This window comes from Actinosynnema sp. ALI-1.44 (assembly GCF_001984155.1).
Classification (GTDB): domain Bacteria; phylum Actinomycetota; class Actinomycetes; order Mycobacteriales; family Pseudonocardiaceae; genus Kibdelosporangium.
This window is the reverse complement of the sequence record NZ_MTQO01000037.1, coordinates 19,931-36,870: the sequence shown is the minus strand read 5'-3', so window position 1 is coordinate 36,870 and position 16,940 is coordinate 19,931. Positions and strand designations below refer to the sequence as shown.

General features: G+C 69.9%; 14 protein-coding genes and 1 pseudogene. 7 read left to right on the top strand and 8 right to left on the bottom strand.

Annotated elements, in window-relative coordinates:
* The first annotated feature begins 3 nt into the window (after positions 1 to 3).
* Positions 4 to 642, top strand: a complete 639-nt coding sequence (locus ALI144C_RS10665) for a class I SAM-dependent methyltransferase (RefSeq protein ID WP_076986895.1) — start codon at positions 4 to 6, stop codon at positions 640 to 642.
* Here the strand turns inward: ALI144C_RS10665 and ALI144C_RS10660 are convergent.
* The gene (locus ALI144C_RS10660; RefSeq protein ID WP_076986894.1) at positions 624 to 2,147 is read right to left on the bottom strand and encodes a serine/threonine-protein kinase; all 1,524 of its coding nucleotides are present in this window, start codon (positions 2,145 to 2,147) and stop codon (positions 624 to 626) included. The genes ALI144C_RS10665 and ALI144C_RS10660 overlap by 19 nt on opposite strands.
* A 19-nt stretch (positions 2,148 to 2,166) precedes the next feature.
* Positions 2,167 to 4,035 carry an N-6 DNA methylase gene (locus ALI144C_RS10655; RefSeq protein WP_076986893.1) on the bottom strand — a complete coding sequence of 623 codons (1,869 nt, stop codon included), beginning with the start codon at positions 4,033 to 4,035 and terminating at the stop codon, positions 2,167 to 2,169.
* A 149-nt stretch (positions 4,036 to 4,184) separates the two neighbouring features.
* Between ALI144C_RS10655 and ALI144C_RS10650 the strand changes: the two genes are divergently transcribed.
* Positions 4,185 to 4,931: an AfsR/SARP family transcriptional regulator gene (locus ALI144C_RS10650; protein WP_076986892.1), complete on the top strand. Its 747-nt coding sequence runs from the start codon at positions 4,185 to 4,187 to the stop codon at positions 4,929 to 4,931.
* Between the two features lie 82 nt (positions 4,932 to 5,013).
* On the opposite strand, the gene ALI144C_RS10645 is transcribed toward ALI144C_RS10650, so the two are convergent.
* Positions 5,014 to 5,922 (bottom strand): C1 family peptidase, encoded by a 909-nt coding sequence (locus ALI144C_RS10645; RefSeq protein WP_076986891.1) that lies wholly within the window; start codon positions 5,920 to 5,922, stop codon positions 5,014 to 5,016.
* Positions 5,923 to 6,019: 97 nt separating this feature from the next.
* Positions 6,020 to 6,646, bottom strand: coding sequence for an AAA family ATPase (locus ALI144C_RS10640; protein WP_076987062.1), 627 nt, complete (start codon positions 6,644 to 6,646; stop codon positions 6,020 to 6,022).
* 103 nt (positions 6,647 to 6,749) lie between these two features.
* Here ALI144C_RS10640 and ALI144C_RS10635 point away from each other — a divergent pair, with 103 nt between their 5' ends.
* The 4 genes and pseudogenes from ALI144C_RS10635 to ALI144C_RS10620 all read left to right on the top strand — a co-directional run bounded on the left by ALI144C_RS10635 (position 6,750) and on the right by ALI144C_RS10620 (position 12,535).
* Positions 6,750 to 7,247 (top strand): SigE family RNA polymerase sigma factor, encoded by a 498-nt coding sequence (locus ALI144C_RS10635; RefSeq protein ID WP_076986890.1) that lies wholly within the window; start codon positions 6,750 to 6,752, stop codon positions 7,245 to 7,247.
* Positions 7,247 to 8,272 (top strand): LCP family protein, encoded by a 1,026-nt coding sequence (locus tag ALI144C_RS10630; RefSeq protein ID WP_076986889.1) that lies wholly within the window; start codon positions 7,247 to 7,249, stop codon positions 8,270 to 8,272. The genes ALI144C_RS10635 and ALI144C_RS10630 overlap by 1 nt, the downstream gene beginning before the upstream one ends.
* 55 nt (positions 8,273 to 8,327) lie before the next feature.
* Positions 8,328 to 10,028: pseudogene (locus tag ALI144C_RS10625) on the top strand (glycoside hydrolase family 2 protein); the annotation flags it as partial.
* Between the two features lie 2 nt (positions 10,029 to 10,030).
* On the top strand, positions 10,031 to 12,535 hold the full coding sequence (locus ALI144C_RS10620) for an ATP-binding protein (protein ID WP_076986887.1): 2,505 nt from the start codon (positions 10,031 to 10,033) through the stop codon (positions 12,533 to 12,535).
* Positions 12,536 to 12,539: 4 nt separating this feature from the next.
* Here ALI144C_RS10620 and ALI144C_RS53095 read toward each other — a convergent pair whose 3' ends face one another.
* From ALI144C_RS53095 to ALI144C_RS10605, 3 genes are all read right to left on the bottom strand, one after another.
* On the bottom strand, positions 12,540 to 12,962 hold the full coding sequence (locus tag ALI144C_RS53095; protein WP_083752918.1) for a LapA family protein: 423 nt from the start codon (positions 12,960 to 12,962) through the stop codon (positions 12,540 to 12,542).
* A 150-nt stretch (positions 12,963 to 13,112) separates the two neighbouring features.
* Positions 13,113 to 14,321: an MFS transporter gene (locus tag ALI144C_RS10610; protein WP_076986886.1), complete on the bottom strand. Its 1,209-nt coding sequence runs from the start codon at positions 14,319 to 14,321 to the stop codon at positions 13,113 to 13,115.
* Positions 14,318 to 15,013: a CTP synthase C-terminal region-related (seleno)protein gene (locus tag ALI144C_RS10605; protein WP_076986885.1), complete on the bottom strand. Its 696-nt coding sequence runs from the start codon at positions 15,011 to 15,013 to the stop codon at positions 14,318 to 14,320. Before ALI144C_RS10605 ends, ALI144C_RS10610 begins: the two co-directional genes overlap by 4 nt.
* A gap of 76 nt (positions 15,014 to 15,089) precedes the next feature.
* Here ALI144C_RS10605 and ALI144C_RS10600 point away from each other — a divergent pair, with 76 nt between their 5' ends.
* Positions 15,090 to 15,884, top strand: coding sequence for a LysR family transcriptional regulator (locus ALI144C_RS10600; protein ID WP_076986884.1), 795 nt, complete (start codon positions 15,090 to 15,092; stop codon positions 15,882 to 15,884).
* Here ALI144C_RS10600 and ALI144C_RS10595 read toward each other — a convergent pair.
* Entirely contained in the window at positions 15,823 to 16,746 is a 924-nt protein-coding gene (locus ALI144C_RS10595) for a GNAT family N-acetyltransferase (RefSeq protein ID WP_076986883.1), read from the bottom strand. The genes ALI144C_RS10600 and ALI144C_RS10595 overlap by 62 nt on opposite strands.
* Positions 16,747 to 16,940: the final 194 nt, after the last annotated feature.

Here is a 16,940-nt window from a genome sequence, read left to right as displayed (position 1 = left end):
CCGATGCACCTCGCGCACGAGGAAGAACTGCTGCGATCGGATGTCGTGGCCAACCGGTCGATGAACAGAACGCGGCCGTTGACCGGGCGGGACAGCTACCGCACGGCGCTCGCGTTCGACATCGTCGCCCACCAGCCCGCGACCTGGCTGGATCTCTGCTGCGGCAGCGGGAAAGCGCTCATCGACGCGGCGGCACTGCTGCCCGGCACCGCGATCACCGGGCTGGATCTGGTGGACCAGTTCACGACCGCGACCGCCGCCACCGTGGACCTGGTCGCCGCTCCGGTGTCGGCGTGGCAGCCCGAGCATCGCTACGACCTCATCACGTGTGTGCACGGCATGCACTACATCGGGGACAAGCTGGGGACGCTCACCCGCGCCGTCCAATGGCTGGCGCCGAAAGGCGTTTTCGTCGCGAACTTCGACGCCACGGCCGTCCGCGACCGCGACGGCAACCCGTTGAACGTCACGAAAGCCTTGCGGGCAGCGGATTTCGACTACAACGCCAGGACAAGGCGGATCCGCAAGATCGGGCCGGACACCACGCCGTTCCCGTGGCGGTACCTCGGCGCGGACAAGTCAGCGGGCCCCAACTACACGGGACAACCGGCAGTGGACTCGTACTACGGCAGCCACGGGTAGGGGCGGCCGAGCCTGCGCTGCCGCATCAGCAGCCCCGGTACGAAGATCACCAGGCACATGGTGAGCATCCCGACGAACCCGATGGTGCGTGTCCCGTCGTTCTGGGTGAACAAGGCAGGTTGGGCCAGCAACGCGATCAGCAACACGCCGCCGAAGATCAGCAGGAAGCGTTCGAGCACCCGTTCGGCCAGTACCGTGTGCCGCGGCGGCAGGGCGTGCCTGCCGAACGGGCCGAGTGACCAGTAGTACGGCAGCCGCATCCGGCGTTTGCGCATGCGCAACCCGAAGAACATCGGCAACGCGATGAACAGGGCCATCGCGTACGGCTCGACGACAGCACCCCTGCGGACCAGGTCGTCGACGGCGAAACCGGCCACCATGACAGCGAAACCCAGCAGGACTCCCTCGCCTAACCGGCGGCTCGGGGTGTCGACGGGTGTCATGTCCACCCGGGGCGGCGGCGAGTACGGATGAGTGGGCGCGGCCTGCATCACGGGCATCAACGGCAACGGAGAACGGGCGGCGGGCACTGTCGGCGGGTCGATCGGCCTGACGGGTTGTGCCCCAACAGGTTGTGCAACAGCAGGGTGGGAAGCAGCGGGACGCGGTGTGGCGAGCTTGTCGCGGAACGGTCTGGTCGGGTCCATCGGGATCAGCGGTCCGCCCGCGCGCAGCGGTGGCATCAGCGACATCAGCACGTCGTGCACCTCGCCTGCCGATCCGGGCCGGTGGTCGGGGCTCTTGGCGAGTAATCGGCCGACCAGGTCCGCCAACGGCTGTCCCGTGTCCGGTCTGTGCGACAGCACCGGCTCCGGCGTGTCCGCGTAGTGCCGGTGCATCATCGCCAACGCGGTGTTCGCCTCGAACACGTACCGTCCCGTCAACAGTTCGTACAGCACACATCCCAACGAGTACAGGTCGCTGCTGGGGCTGGACTGGCCGTGCATGGCTTGCTCAGGCGCCATGTACGCGGGTGTGCCCACCGCTTCCGACGTCCGGGTTATCCGGGTCATGTCCACGTCGCGCAGCAAAGCGATGCCGAAGTCGAGCACCTTGACCTCACCGTTGTCGGTGACCATCACGTTGCGGGGCTTGAGGTCCCTGTGCACCAGACCGGCCGCGTGCGCGACGACGAGCACCGAGGCGATCTGCACGCCGATCGCGATCACCCACGGCACCGGCACCGGCTCGTTCTCCGCCTGGAACTCGGCGAGGTCGGCCCCGCCGATCAGCTGCATCACCAGGTACAGGTCGTCCTCGTCGGTGCCCGTGTCGTAGACGGCCGGAACGCCGGGGTTCTCCAGCTTCGCGGTCATCCGCGCCTCGCGGTTGAACCTGCTGATCAGCGTCTCGACGTCCGCACCGGCTGGCAACACACTGGGGCGCAGCAGTTTCACCGCGACGTCGCGGTCGAGGCGGTGGTCCCGGCCCAGCCACACCTCGCCCATCCCGCCGCGGCCCAGTGGCCGGACGAGTTCGTACCGGTCACCGACGATGCGCTGCACTCCCTCAACCCCTCCTGGTTCAAGTCCTCTCCGGCGCCACCAGACCGTCGACCAGACCATCCACAGTAGCCTGAACGACCTGTTCGGCGAGGGCTCCGGCGCGGCCGACGGCGGTGCCGAACGTCCCCAGCGCGGAAAACACCGCAGCATAGCGATGTTGCTCGGCCAGCGGCATCCGGGGAACCTCACACCGCCGGACGTCGAGCCGGGCGGCGGCCGACAGGTGGGTGCTGGCCTGCCTCGAGTTCGCGGAGCCACCGAGGAACCCGGCGAGGAACCACGAGTCGAGCACGTCGGGGTTGGGGCGCAACAGGCACAGGCCGCGGCCGAGGACCGCCCCCGGCTCGGTCACGACCCGTGCCACCAGTTTGTGCCCTGCGGTCGGCATCACGACGTCGCCCGCGAGCACCCGGACCGCGTTGGCCGCCAGGTCACGGGAGATCCGGCGGGACGCGGACCGGTCGGCCAGCACGTCGGGGACGTCGAGCAGCGGTACGGCGTCGCCGGTCGGGTTCGGCGGCACGTCGGACTGCAGCAGGGCCAGCGCCCCGGTCTTGACCAGCTCGGCGATGGTGATCATCACCCGGTGCGGCTGGCCGTGCCCGGTCCAGTCCAGGGTCGGCAGCAACGGCGCGAGCCCGCCGAGCCGCGCGGTCAGTTCCCGGTGTCCAGCCAGGAGTTTCTCCGCGGTGTCCGGCGCGGCGGAGATCGGCAGGTTGCGTGCCGGGGTGAGGTCGACCTCCTCGCCGAGCAGGTCGAGCACCGGGATCGTGCGGGACACGCCCGGCTCGTCCTCGGCGGTGCCGTCGGGCGCGTCGAACGCACGCCACGCGGCGATCGCACGCGCCGCCGCGTGGTCCCATTCCAGTGTCGTGGCCTCCAAGAGGAGCACCTGCGGGTGCGTGGGCTGCCCGGGTTTGCGGAGCATCCACAGGTGCACCGGGCCGGGCAGGGCCAGCACGGCCCGCAAGGCACCGCGCCGCAACAACTCCGCGCGGATCCGGCGGCCGGATCGCCGGGCCGCCGCGGACGGCGGCATCAGGATGGCGACGAGCCCGCCCGGTCGGACGTGGGCCAACGCGTGCTGGACCCAGGCCAGTTCGGATTCCATCCGCGGCGGGATGCCGTACTCCCAGCGCTCGTCGTGCAGCAGGTTCTCGTGGCCCCACTGGCGTTCGCCGACCGGTGGGTCGCAGACGACCGCGTCGGCGTGGCCGCCCGGGTAGGCGTCGTGCACCAGGGAGTCGGCCGTCGCGATCTCGCTCGCCACGCCCCGCAGGCCCAGCCGGATCCGGGCGAGCGCGGCGAGGCCGTGGTCGATCTCCTGGCCGAGGCACCGCACCGGGCCACCGGTCCGGCCTGCGACCGCGGCGAGCAGGGAACCGCCGCCGCAGGCCGGGTCGAGCACCACGCCGGTCGACAACCCGGTCAGCTCGGCCATCAGCCGGGCCATCTCCGGTGTCGTCACCGCCATCCACCGGGAGTTCGCCTGCACGAAACGGTCCCAGAGCGCTTCGGCCGTGGTGAGCGCGCCGTGCTCGTTGGCGAGCGTCGCCACCTCGTTGAGCAACGCGGGCGCGACGGGGTGGCCGTCGGTGCGACGCAGCAGGTAATCACCGATCGCGGCGAGCACGTCGGCGGGTTCCTGGTCGCCGCGGTGGGCCTCCAGCAGCTGCCACAGCCGTTCCCACGGCGAGACCGTCTGGAGTTTGCCCTGGTCGCGAAGCCAGCGTTCGACCTCGGCGAGGGTGAACAACGGGCTGTTGGGCGTACCGCCGATCGGGGCGGGGAAGTCCTCGTACCTGCGGCGCCAGTTGCTCACCGCGGCCCGGCCGACGCCGGCCAGCCTGGCGATGTCCGCCGCCGTGACGGCAGCCTCGTTCGACACTCGCCTCGCCCCTTCCCAGTTCACACGGTCCTACCCGTGGAAACATACCGCATCGCGTTCTGTAGTGTTGACAGTGTTCACACGGTTGTGGTCGGATTCCGCCGCAACACTGAGGCGAATCACGAAACACCGACAGAGTGGGGGCTCACGTGACCAGGACAGCGGTCAGGGAAGAGTTCAGGTTCGGCGTGCTGGGACCGCTGACCGTGGCGGCGCGGGACGGCTCACACGTCTCGCTGCGGGGCAGTCTCTTACCTGCGCTACTGACTGAGTTGTTGTTCCACGCCAACCATTGCGTGCCGACAAGGCGGCTCGTGCAGGTGCTCTGGGGTGACACGCCGCCCAAGTCGTACGTCTCGAACCTGCACACGTACGTGTCCCGGCTGCGGGACCGCGGCATCCCGATCGAACAGGCCGGTGGCGGCTACCGGATCAGGCTCGACGTCACCGACCTCGACCTGTTGACGTTCCACGCCGAGGTCGGCGCGGGCCGCGAGGCCGCCCGCGCGGGCGACCACCCGACGGCGGCCCGGCACTTGCGGCGCGCACTCGAACAGTGGCGTGGCCCCCAGGTGTGCGCGGTGGACCAACCGCACCTCGAACTGGAGGCGGTACGGCTGGAAACCGAACGGATCACCGTCATCGAGGAGTGCGTCGACGCCGAACTGGCCTGCGGCAAGGCCGGTGAACTGCTCGGCGAGCTCGACGCACTGGTGCGCCAGTACCCGCTGCGGGAGCGGCTCACCGCGCAGTTCATGCGCGCGTTGGCCGCGGTGGGCCGCCGGGCCGAGGCGCTGCAGGTCTACCAGACCACCCGGCGGGCCCTGGTGGACCACCTCGGGATCGAGCCGGGCCGCCAACTCCGGCACGTGCACGAGATGATCCTCAACGGCTAGGTGCAACCAATGTGGCCTTCGGTGCGAAAACCGCAACCAATGTGGCATTCGTTGCACCCGAGCCGCGCGGCGGCGGCCGCTGCTACTCGTCGAACGACGACGTGGCGATCCACTCCTGCGCGGTCATCGCCCACCAGTCCTCGGCAAGACCCTTGAGCACGTACTGGTAGGGCAGCCAGCCGTAGCCGCTCTCACCCCACGACTCGCCCCACGAGTTGCGGATCAGGAAAGCACCCGTGGTCGTCTTGTTGTCGACGGGGTTCTTGACCACCTTGTTGTCGTCGTAGCCGACCGCGACGACCGCGTGCCCGCCCGCGACGCTCTCCCCCTCGGCGGGGAACGGGACCTCACCGGGATTGGCCGGACGGCGGATGCTGGCGTACACCGTGAACCCGAACATCGACGGCACACCGGCGGCGAGGTGCTTGCGGACCGTCGCCAGTGTCTCCTTGCCCGACGTGTTGGCCGGGTCGAGCCGGAAGTAGGTCAGCGCCTGGAAGTTCTGCGCGTAGGCGAACACGAACGCGGGCGGGTCGGCCTCGAACTGGGCGACGTCGTACGGCCAGTGCCGCTCCGGCGGCACGCCGAACAGCGCCAACGCACCCATCGTGCTGCGCAGGTACGCGCCGGTGTCGCCGGTCAGCCCCAAGTACTGGCGAGTGACCTTGTAGAGGAACAACCGCGACATCTCCACGTGCTTGCCGAAGGAGCGGCGCTGGAAGTACTCGACGATCCCGCACGCCGCGTTCGCGGTGCACGAGCCGATCTCCTTCTGGTCCTCGACCGGCGAGAACCACTCACGCAGGTCCACGGTGGCCGGTGGTTCGGCCGGGCTGTCCCCGGCCAGCGCCCGCAGCGACGGCGAGCCCGATTCCGCGAGTAACGCGCGGACCTGCGAGGACTCGTGCGTCAGGTCGCGCACGTCGGGCCGGTCCGGTAGCCAGCCGAGCCCGGCTGGCGTGGTTCTGCCCGGTAGCGAGATCGTGTCCATGTCTCCCTCACACGTTTTTCGACGGCGATATCCCAAAGAGGTGCCAGGCGTGCCGTGGATACTCCATTCGGCACACTTCCGCCCGATCGGGCAGGGCTCAGGAGAAGGTCCCCTTGATGTGCCGGACCTGGGTGATGACCTGCTTGGCCTTCTGCTGCCACGGGCCGTCGGTGTTCGGCGCGAGACGCACCCCCGCCGCCGTCGCGACGTGCTCGGCGACCTGCGGGATCGACAACCCCTCAGTCCAGACCTGCTCGCCGAACTTCGGCTTGCTCAGCCGCTCGAGGCAGCTGTCGACCTTGCTCACCGCGAAGGACTCCCGCCGCATGGCCGCTGCCCGGCTGGTGAACCGGCCGAGGCCACGGCCGTTGAGCCGGTCGAGGACCGTCTCACGTGTCGCCAGCAGCGCGAAGTGGCGCACGTCATGGTCGCTGTCCCGCAGCCGTCCGATGATCTCGTCGAAGTAGCCGGGGTCGACCAGCGTCATGGGCGCGATCACCGGCCCGTCATGTTTGCGCAGCACCAGGTCGAGCACCTCGAGCACGCCCTGCCGCCACGCGGGCATGTTCTGGAAGTCGGCGCGCAACGGGCGCGGCGTCATCCGGTGCAGGCCGAAGCCGACCATCTCCGGGTCACACACCACGCTCCCGGCCAGCCGCCGGTGCAGCTCGAAGGCCGTCTGCGTCTTGCCACCGCCGAAGGGTCCGTTGATCCAGATCAGCATCACCCGACTCTCTCACAGGTGATCCGGGTCACAGCGTTCAACATCTAGCCTGTGAAACGGGGTTTCCCCAGCGCATTCCACACTCGAGCAGAAGGGAGCGACGGTGCCGGACGGCTTCGACCAGTTCGTCACTGATCGTCTCGATCGGCTGTTGCGCTACGCCACCGCGATGACCTGTGACCGGTACCTGGCTCAGGACATCGTGCAGGAGGCGCTGCTGCGCGCGCAGCGGCGGTGGGGCCGGATCGGGGCGATGGACGCGCCATACCTCTACGTCCAGCGGATGGTGACGAACGAGTACCTGTCCTGGTGGCGCCGCCGGGCATCGAGGGACGTCGCGTCCCCGGCGACGACCATCGCCGCGCTCACGCCCCCTGTCGGCGACCCGGCGGTGCACCACGCCGAACGAGACGCGATGCGGGCCAGAATCGCCCAGCTCCCCCGCAAGCAACGGGCCGCGCTCGTGCTGCGGTACTACGAGGACCGCAGCGACGCGGAGATCGCCGAGGTCCTGAAGTGCACGGCAGGCACCGTGCGAAGCCATATCTCCCGCGCGCTCAAGACGTTACGCGCCGACAACAGAGTCATGGAGGTGCTGTGATGACCAACGACGAAATGCTGATCCGCGAGGCGATCGGCGAGGAGGCCGGCCAGGCTGTCGATCCCGGCACCGTGCTGGCCGCGTTGCACGGCGGGCGCAAACCACGCCGCAGCCGAGGGCTCGCCGTCGCGATCGCCGGTGTGGCCGTGACCGCGGGCATCGCGGGCGTGATGATCCCGTTGACGGCCTCTCGGGGTGACGAAGCCGGACCCGCGGCAGCCAACGCGGCCACCGGCGCCCAGGGCGAGCAGACCATTTTGGTGCTCGGGCTGGACAAGCTCGTCGACGAAGGCCAGCGCCCGGATTCGATCATGTTGCTGCGAGCGGGCGCGGACGGGTCATTCCGTGCGCTGTCCGTGCCACGGGACTCCCGGATCGACCCCGAGTCGAAGCTGAACATGGCTTATCTCAAGGCCGGGGGCGGTGACAAAGGCGCACAGGCCACAGCGGCCGAGGTGGAGAAGCTCACAGGGGTCCGCGCCCAGCACTACGTCACGGTCGCCATGACCGACTTCCCCGAGTTGAGCACCGCCGTCGGCGGTGTGGAGGTCTGCCTGAAGAAGGCGGTCAACGACCAGCTCTCCGGGGCGAACCTCCCCGCGGGCAAGCAGACCGTTTCCGGCGAGCAGGCACTGGCCTTCCTCCGGCAGCGGCGCGGCCTGCCCAACGGTGACCTCGACCGGATCGCCCGGCACCAGGCGTTCCTGCGGGGACTGGCGGCCAGGCTGGCCACGCTGGAACCGGCCAAGCTGACCGCGCTCGTGGACACCGTCAAGCGGACTGTCCACACCGACGCGGCGCTGGACGTCCTCGGTCTCGCCCGCAGGCTGACCAGCCAGTCCGGCCTCACCGCGGCGACGATCCCGACCGACGGGAGCGTCGACACGCCGAGCGCGGGCCAGGCGTTGGCAGTGGATCCGGTCAAGGTCCGCAAGTTCACCACGGAGTTCTTCGGCAACGGCCCCGCGCCCGCCGGCGGCGGCGCACCGAACGGCACCGACACCAGGACCCCCTGCGTGAACTGACGCCGTGGCCGTTACCCGCTGACGATCTTCGCGTCAGCGGGTAACGTCCGGGGTGATGGATTGGACACTGGCCGACGGCCCACTGACCACGCCCTGGACCACCTCGGTCTCCCCCACCGACCCGCTGCCGGAACACCCGAGACCGCAACTGGTCCGGCCGGACTGGCTGAACCTCAACGGCGTGTGGGAGTTCTCAGCCGCCACCGAGGACGCACCGGCCCCGTTCGGCGAGAACCTGCCGGAACGGGTGCTCGTGCCGTACCCGATCGAGTCGGCGTTGTCCGGAATCGCCCGGCATGAGGACTTCATGTGGTACCGCCGCACCTTCGAGGTGCCGGTCGGCTGGCGCGAACGAGTCCTGCTGCATTTCGGGGCGGTGGACTACCGCGCGACCGTGTACGTCAACGGCCACGAAGCCGGGACGCACAAGGGCGGATACGGCTCGTTCTCCTTCGACATCACCGAAGCACTGCTGGCCGACGGTCCGCAGGAGCTGGTCGTCGGCGTCGAGGACCGCGCGGACGCGACCTGGCAGCCGGTCGGCAAGCAGCGGCTCGTGCCCGACCGCGGCATCTTCTACACGGGCGCGTCCGGGATCTGGCAGACGGTGTGGCTGGAGTCCGTGCCGGACACGTACACCACGGCACTGGACATGGTGCCGTCGCCGACGGACGGCACGCTGGCACTCACGGTGCACGCGTCCACACCGGACACGGCGTTCGAGGCGATCGTGCGGGACGGCGGGGACGTCGTCAGCCGGACCAAGGGCGTCGGCACGGCCGACCTGCCGGTGCCGGGCGCGAAGCTGTGGTCACCGGCGTCGCCGTTCCTCTACGACCTGGAAGTCGTGCTGGCCACGGGCGACCGGGTCACCTCGTACTTCGGGATGCGGTCGTTCGGCGTCGAACCCGACGCGGACGGCAGGCTCCGCTTCACCCTCAACGGCGAGTTCCTGTTCCTGCTGTCCACACTGGACCAGGGGTACTGGCCGGACGGGATCTACACCGCGCCGACCGACGAGGCGCTGCGGTTCGACCTCGAACAGCACAAGGTGCTGGGGTTCAACACTGTCCGCAAGCACATCAAGACCGAACCGGACCGCTGGTACCACCACGCCGACCGGCTGGGCCTGCTGGTCTGGCAGGACATGCCGTCGACGAAACTGGGCCGCCCGCCCGCCGGCGCCCAACGCCAGTTCGAGGCCGAACTGCGCGAGATCGTGACGCAGAAGAAGAGCTGGACGTCGATCGTCGGCTGGATCCCGTTCAACGAGGGCTGGGGCGAGTGGTCGCTCGACGACACCGGCCGGATCGCCGACGAGGTCAAAGCACTCGACCCGACGCGGCTGGTCGACGCGCAGAGCGGCTACAACCTGCCGGACTCGTTCGGCGACTCCGGCCGCGGCGACGTCGTGGACCTGCACGACTACGTCGGCCCTGCCACACCGAAGCCGGACGGGACGCGGATCGCCATCGACGGCGAGCACGGCGGCATCGGCATGGAGGTCGACGGCCACATGTGGTTCGAGGACGGCGGCGCGTACGAGATGGCGCCCGACATCCCGGCCCTGACCAGGCGGTACGTCGAGAACCAGCGTGACGTGCTCGGCGTGGCGCTGGCGAACGGGCTCAGCGGCGCGGTCTACACCCAGATCACCGACGTCGAGCACGAAGTCAACGGCTTCCTGACCTACGACCGGCGTGTGGCCAAAATGGACTTCCAGGAGGTACGCGCGATCAACGAACAGATCATCCGCGAATGCGGCTGATCGGGCGCAGGGGCGAACTGGCCGCGTTGCTCGCGGCGGTCCGCGCCGGACGCGGCCTGACCGTGCTGGCAGGCCCGGCCGGGATCGGCAAGACCCGGCTGGCCGAGGAAGTCCTTGCCGAGGCAGCGAAACAGGGCGTGACCACTTTGGTCGGTCGCGCGCACCCGTTGCACGCCGGTCTCGCGTACGCGCCTGTTGTGGAGGCGTTGCGGCCCGCGCTGCGGTCGGCGACGGACTTCGCGGCGTTGACGGGTCTCGGGCGCCTGCTCGACGATCCGCGGTTGCCCGCGTCGCCGCCGCTGGCGGACACCGATCTGGAGCGGGAGCGGATGTTCGGCGGCGTGACCGAACTGCTCCGGCAGGTCGCTCCGGCCTTGGTGGTCGTCGACGACGTGCACTGGGCCGACGGCGGCACGATCGACCTGCTGCGGCACGTCAGCCGGGGCTCACCCGTCCTGGTCACGGCACGGACCGGCGAGGCACCGACCGGCGCGGACGCGGTCGTCCGGCTCGGCGGGTTGTCCGACAACGAGGTGACCGAGCTGGCGGCCGATGTGCTCGGGGCGGTTCCGGACCGGGCCAGGCTCGACGACGTTCGGCAACGGGCCCAGGGCATTCCGCTGTTCGTCACCGCGCTGCTGCGGAGTGATCTCACTGCGCTGCCCGCGGTGGTCAAGGACGTGGTGCTGGCCAGGTTGGACGGTCTCAGCGCGGCCGATCGGCGGCTGGTGGAGCTGATCGCGGTCGCCGCCGAGGCACCCGGCCCGGCGCTCGGCGACGACGCGGGGGTGGCCCGGCTGGTCGAGCAAGGTCTGGTCGTGGAGTCGGCCGGTCTTGTCCGGGTCGCGCACCCGCTGTACGCGGAAGTCGCCTACGACAGTCTCACCCTGGGTGAGCGGCGGACGCTGCACGCGGCCGTGATCGGGATGCTGGACGACCCGGTCGCCTTGGCACCGCACTACTTGCTGGCCGGTGACCTGGTCGAGAAGGACCGTGCGGCGCCGGTGCTGGCCGAGGCGGGCCGACGGGCGATGCGGGTCGGGGCGGCCGACGAGTCCATCCGCTACCTCAGCGCCGCGCTCGACCTCGCCGAGCACGACCTGGTGCTGCGCGACCACCTGGGTCAGGCGTACCTGCGGGCGGGGCGGGTCGACGACACGAAGGCCACGTGGACGCGGGTGGCCGAACTCGCGCGGCAGCGCGGCGACAACGAGACGCTCAGCGCGTTGCGGTTCCGGCTGGCGGTGATGGCGTCGGAGGTGGGTGACGTCGCCGTCGCCGAGGCGCACGCGGCGGAAGGCAGCGGCCCCATCCGGGACACCGCCACCCAGACGATCGCGTTGCGGCTGCTGTACACGTTGCGGCACGGCACCACCGAGCAGCTGCGGCTGATCGTCGAGCACTTCGACGTGCCACCGGATCCTCGTCCGGCCGCGGTGGCGTCGGAGGCGTTGCGACAGCACCTGATCGCGTTGCTGGACGGCGATCTGGCCGGTGCGGCCGAGCAGGCAACCAAGGCGGCCGCGCACAGCGGTCAGTGGGAACAGGACTGGCCGCTGCTGCGCAACTTCGCGACGCACCAGGCGGTCAGCCTGCGCGCGGCGACCGGCGATCTGGGCACCGCGCTGGCGTACGCCCGCCGGGCGGTGGCCGAGCAGGTCGTGGCCGGAGTCTCCGCAGCCGGGTCGCTCGCCCGGCTCGACCTCACCCTGGTCACGTATCTCACCGGTGACCTGCGCATGGCCGAGTCGGTCGCGGGCGAGGGTGTCGATCGGGCTCGGACCGCCGGGAATCCGCGTTCGCTGGGGCGCGCGCTGTACGTCCACGCGTTGCTGCTGGCCGAACGCGGCAACCTGGTGCGGGCCAGGGAACGTTGTGCGGAGGCGGACGCCATCCCGCTCCGCCCCGAACCCGGGGTGGCCGCGTTGGCCGAGAGCGTGCGGACCGCGTTGGCAGTCCATTCCGGACAGCGCGGCGGCGTGCCCGAGCTGACGTACTGGGCGCTGTACCACGAGCCGTTGGCCATGATCGTCCGAATGCTGTTCGCGTGGCGCGCGGGGGTCGTGTCGCCGTCGGCCGGTCACTGTCCGTTGCTGGACGCGGTGGCCCGGAACGACGCCGACCGGCTGGACGAGATGGGCGCGCGGCTGGTGGCCGCCGAGGCCAGGATCGCCGGTCACCCCGCTCCCGCCGAGATCCTGGCCTGCCTGGCCCGGTTCGAGCAGGCGGGCGCCCGGCCGCTGGCCGATCGGGTGCGGCGGATCGCTCGAGGGGTGGGCGTGCACGTCCCCAACCCGCCTCGGCAGGGCCCGTTGACCAGGCGGGAGAACGACATCGTCCGGCTGGTCGGCCACGGGCTGTCCAACGCGGACATCGCGGCACAGCTGCAGATCAGCGAGCGCACCGTCGAAACTCACCTGACCAGCAGTTACGCCAAACTCGGCGTGGCGTCACGGATCCTGCTCGCCCAGTGGGCGGCCGAACACGCGGGCTAGTCCGCTAGTGGGTCTTGGCCGCCCTGCGGACGCGGCGGCGCAGTTGCAGGATCCGGGCCGCGCCGACCAGCGCCACCAGCAGCGCACCGCTGATCGCGGCGAACAGCAGGGCGACCCCCAGCGGCAACTGCCCCGACATGCCGAGGAAGGTCACTGTGACCGATTGCAGGTTCGCCAGGATGAAGATCAGCAGGAACACCAGCACGATCGCGGCGACGATGACCGCGATCCACGTTCCGCTGGTCCGCGTCCCTCTCGTCACCTTCGCGACGGCCTGGGTGGACGTCGACCCGATCGCGGTGGTGTCGTCTTTCGGTTGTGTTCCAGCCGAGTGTGTTCCAGCCGGGTGTGTTCCGGCCGGGTGCGCTCCGGCGGGGGACTGCTGGGCGGGAAATTCGTCTGTCGGCGGGGTTTCGGGGGTGGTCATGTGCCGAATCATCCCCCTCGACTGGCCTGATCGCAGGACATACCTCACCCGTTCGGAGTAGAATCCTCCAAACGCAACCAGTGGGTTGCACCTCAAGTTCCGACCTGCACCCTGGTGTCGCGGTCGAATGGGTCCGCAGGCTGGCGGTCATCAAGCGGATCGCCGAGTCCTGACCACGGAGAGGTGCCGGGAACTGGGTACGAGGGCCGCGGCCACAGGCGCGAGGAAGCACATCACCGCGCACACGGCCAGCACCGGGCTCATGCCGAACGTGTCGATCGACGGCGCGATCACGGCGAGACCGGCGGGTGCGAGACCGTACGAGAACATGAAGTCCAAAGAGGACACACGAGCCAGCTTGTCCGGCTCGACCTCCCTTTGGGTGGCGGTGAACCACGGCACGTTGAACAGCTCGATGCCGACGCCCACCGCGACGAACGCGGCCACGAGCACCACCGGGTGCACGGTCATGAGCATGCTCAGCGGGGCGAGCCCGAACAACGCGAGCCCGGCGAGCGCTGCCCAGCCCTGGTTGCGTGGCCGCCACCGGGCGATGATCAAGGCACCGATCAGCGCACCGATCGAGTACGCCGTGACGCCGGCGGCCAGCACCGCTTCCGTGCGGTAGTGGTCACGGCTCACGATGGGCAGCGCGACCGCGATCGTCGACTGGCCGAACGCGGCGGTCACGCTCAACGCCGCCACTCCGGCGAGGAACCACGGGTGTCTGCGCGCTTCCCGCAGTCCCGCAGAGAATTCCCGATACGGCTTGTCCCGCTCTCGAACGGCGTGGCCGTCGCCACGAGGCGGGACAAGCGCGGCGACCAGCCACAACGCGCACGTTCCCAGCAACAGCCAGGAAGTGCTGACGACCGTCGCCAGCAACGCCGTCAGCGCGGGCGCGACCAGGGTCGACGCGCGAACGGCGAACGTCATCGCGGCATTCGCCTGCTGCCGCTGGGAAGCGTGCACGACCTCGGCCGTCAACGCCTGGAAGGCCGGGCGGCACGCGCCCTGCCCGGCGCCCAGCACCACGGCCGCGCAGATCATCAGTGGCAGACCGGCGAAAGCGACCACCGGTGTGCTCACGACCGCCAGCACACCGGACCAGAACACGACGTGCCGCCGCGGGTACCGGTCGGCGAGGACCCCGCCGACCGGCACCGCCACGAGGAAGCCGATCGTCCTCGCCGCGAGGACGGCACCGAGGCCGCTCGCGGACAACGTCCGGTCGAGCACGGCGAGGCCGAGGACGAAAGCCAGTGCCCACGTGGCCACGGTCGACGAAGTCGTCGCCAGCCACAGCCTGAGAAAGGGGGGATCCCGCAGGACGGAACGCTTCGCAGGGAGCGTGGTCATCCGGCTACAGTGGCACGCTCCGACCGTTCCCGCGCGGCTGCCGCGAACATCCGGACGATCGGATGTGGTTGGCATTCCGCCAATTCCGGCTGGAACAGGGTGGCGAGGAAGAACGGGTGGTCCGGCAGTTCCACGATCCTGAGCTGCCCCTCGTCGTCGGTTCCCGTCACCCGCAGGCCGTGCTCCCGCAACGTCCGCAGGTGGCGCTCGCTCGTCCCGTAGGCGCAGTGGTACCGCTCGACGGTCCGGCCCGCGCCGAGGATCTTGTGCGCCAACGAGTCCGGCTCCACCGCGATCGCGCCTTCGTGGCCGACCAGCGAACAGGCCAACGGGACGATCAGCAGGTCGTCGGCGTCCGGGTCGTTCTCGCCGTGGTGCACGTCCAGTCCGCAGACGTCGCGGGCGAACTCCAGCACCGCGTGCTGCAACCCGCCGCAGGTCCCCAGGAACGGGATCCCCTGTTCACGGGCGATGCGCACGGCCCGCAGCGCCCCGGCCTCGCTGCGGTACGGGCTGCCGGGAACCAGCCAGACGGCGTCGAACCCCGCGATGGCGTCGTCCACGTCCTCGGTGGGGATCCAGTAGGCGTCCAGCACGACGGTGTCGGCCAGCGCTTCGAGCAGGGCGGGGATCCGGGTGTGTGCGCGGACGGCGGCTGACCGGTCGCCCACCAACGCGAGTCGTGCTGTCATGCCGTCATCCTCACCCGGCGACCGAGTTCAGCACCAACGATGATCTCTGGTCCGAGTATTAGCGATACTGATACTCATGGATCCGCATCTGCTGAGGACGTTCGTCGCCGTGACCCGGTGTGGCTCGTTCTCACGGGCCGCGAGCGAACTGGGGTACACGCAATCCGCGGTGTCCCAGCACATCGCCGCACTGGAGAACGATCTCGGCACGGCGTTGCTCACCCGTCGCCCGGTGGCACCGACCGACGCGGGCCGTCGCCTGCTCGACCACGCGGGCCCGATCCTGGTCCGGATGGACGCGGCAAGGGCCGAGATCACCATGATGGTCGCGGCACCGCCGGACCGCTTGGTCGTCGGGCTGTCGCCGTTGGCGTTCATGCCGGACGTCGTCGGCGCCAACCACGTGCGGGTGCTGCCCCGCGCCGACGTGCTGACCGGTGTCGCACGCGGCACGCTGGACCTCGGTCTCGTCGACGGGCTAGCGGCACCGAGCGACCCGTTGAACCTGCCGGACGTCGCACCGCTGGCGAAAGTCGGCGTGGCCGAGCGACCGCTGGTGGTGGTCCTGCCCGACGGACACCCCTTGGCCACGCGCAAGCGGATCAACCTCGCGGATCTTGCGGACGCGCAGTGGATCGACGCGCCCGACTCGGCGATTCCACTGGCGCAGTTGCGCGCGGCGAGCGGCACGGATGGCTTCCGTGCCGCCGTCCGCTACGAAGGCACACACGTGCCCGGCTTGCTGGCGATGGCGTCAGCCGGTCACGGACTCGCGGTGTTGCCCCGGCACATGGCAGCCGGGGTGCCGGTCACGCGTCTGGTGCACCGCGTGGAACTCCTGTCCATGCCAAGTCGATCCGGTGCTCGATGACGGGATACCCCGCCTTGGTGAACGCGTGGTGCATCGGGAAGTTGGGCTGGTCCGTGGCGCCGACGACGTGGTCCATCCCGTTCTCGACCAGGATGTGCGTGCACTCGACCAGCAGGTCGTACGCGTACCCGTTGCCGCGGTGGGCCGGGGTGACGCCGATGTAACCGACGATCGGGTCGGAGTGGTTGCGGCCGGGGATCGAGATGCCCGCCAGTTCACCGGACGGCGTGTACGCCAGCCGCCACCAGTCCCGCGGGCTGGGCATCCAGTTCAGGAAGTCGACTTCCTCCTGCGCGGCCACGTCGATGCCGCCCGTCTCGATGGCGAGCCGGGCGTGCGCGTCCAGCGTGCCGTTGTGGATCAGTTTGAACGCGTCGAAGATCTCGCGCTCGTCGGCGACCGGCCGGTAGTCCAGCCTGCCCGGTCGGTCCGGCAGACCGCATTCGGGCGTCCAGCGGTAGCGGTAACGGTCGACCAGCCGCTTGAAACCGGCTGCTTCCGCGGCCTCGATCCGGATACGCGCCTCGTGGTGGACGCGGTCGTCCTCCCGCCAGTTCGGCGGGAGTTTCAGCGAGTACTCGGTGTGCAGCGGGGACACCCGCAGCAACCGGACGGCGGCGTCCGCGTCGGTGAAGTCGAACCAGTCCAGCACCCGGGGCTCGGTGTCCTGCGGCCCGCCCCACCACGCGGCGCGGGCGACGACGACACCGTCCCGCTGGGCGATCCACGTCCACTCGGGACGGTAGACCCGCATCCCGGTGTAGGTCTCGCCGAAGGCGGCGAACCCGACCAGGCCGGGGTCGGGCAACGAGTCGAAAAGGTGTTCCTCACCGGGCAGCAGCGCCCGGATGGTCAAAGACATGGGGTTTCCTCGTCTGGAGAGTGCGTGGCGCGCTCCCAGTCAGAACCCAGGCACCCTCATGGCAAGGCGGGAGCGCGTGATCAACGTGATCATCTTCTCCCACCTCCTTGATCCACTTCGAGGGCCGCCGACAGCCTAGCGGCGCGGCCACCGCATCCGCCAACGACTTTTCCGCGTGCACGGTCGATCGGTGA

Bases quoted from the DNA above. Each gene is read 5' to 3' on its own strand.
- ALI144C_RS10665 (WP_076986895.1), top strand. From the start codon at position 4: ATGCACCTCGCGCACGAGGAAGAACTGCTGCGATCGGATGTCGTGGCC.
- ALI144C_RS10645 (WP_076986891.1), bottom strand. From the start codon at position 5,922: ATGGACACGATCTCGCTACCGGGCAGAACCACGCCAGCCGGGCTCGGC.
- ALI144C_RS10640 (WP_076987062.1), bottom strand. From the start codon at position 6,646: ATGCTGATCTGGATCAACGGACCCTTCGGCGGTGGCAAGACGCAGACG.
- ALI144C_RS10630 (WP_076986889.1), top strand. From the start codon at position 7,247: ATGACCAACGACGAAATGCTGATCCGCGAGGCGATCGGCGAGGAGGCC.
- ALI144C_RS10620 (WP_076986887.1), top strand. From the start codon at position 10,031: ATGCGGCTGATCGGGCGCAGGGGCGAACTGGCCGCGTTGCTCGCGGCG.
- ALI144C_RS53095 (WP_083752918.1), bottom strand. From the start codon at position 12,962: ATGACCACCCCCGAAACCCCGCCGACAGACGAATTTCCCGCCCAGCAG.
- ALI144C_RS10610 (WP_076986886.1), bottom strand. From the start codon at position 14,321: ATGACCACGCTCCCTGCGAAGCGTTCCGTCCTGCGGGATCCCCCCTTT.
- ALI144C_RS10605 (WP_076986885.1), bottom strand. From the start codon at position 15,013: ATGACAGCACGACTCGCGTTGGTGGGCGACCGGTCAGCCGCCGTCCGC.
- ALI144C_RS10600 (WP_076986884.1), top strand. From the start codon at position 15,090: ATGGATCCGCATCTGCTGAGGACGTTCGTCGCCGTGACCCGGTGTGGC.
- ALI144C_RS10595 (WP_076986883.1), bottom strand. From the start codon at position 16,746: ATGTCTTTGACCATCCGGGCGCTGCTGCCCGGTGAGGAACACCTTTTC.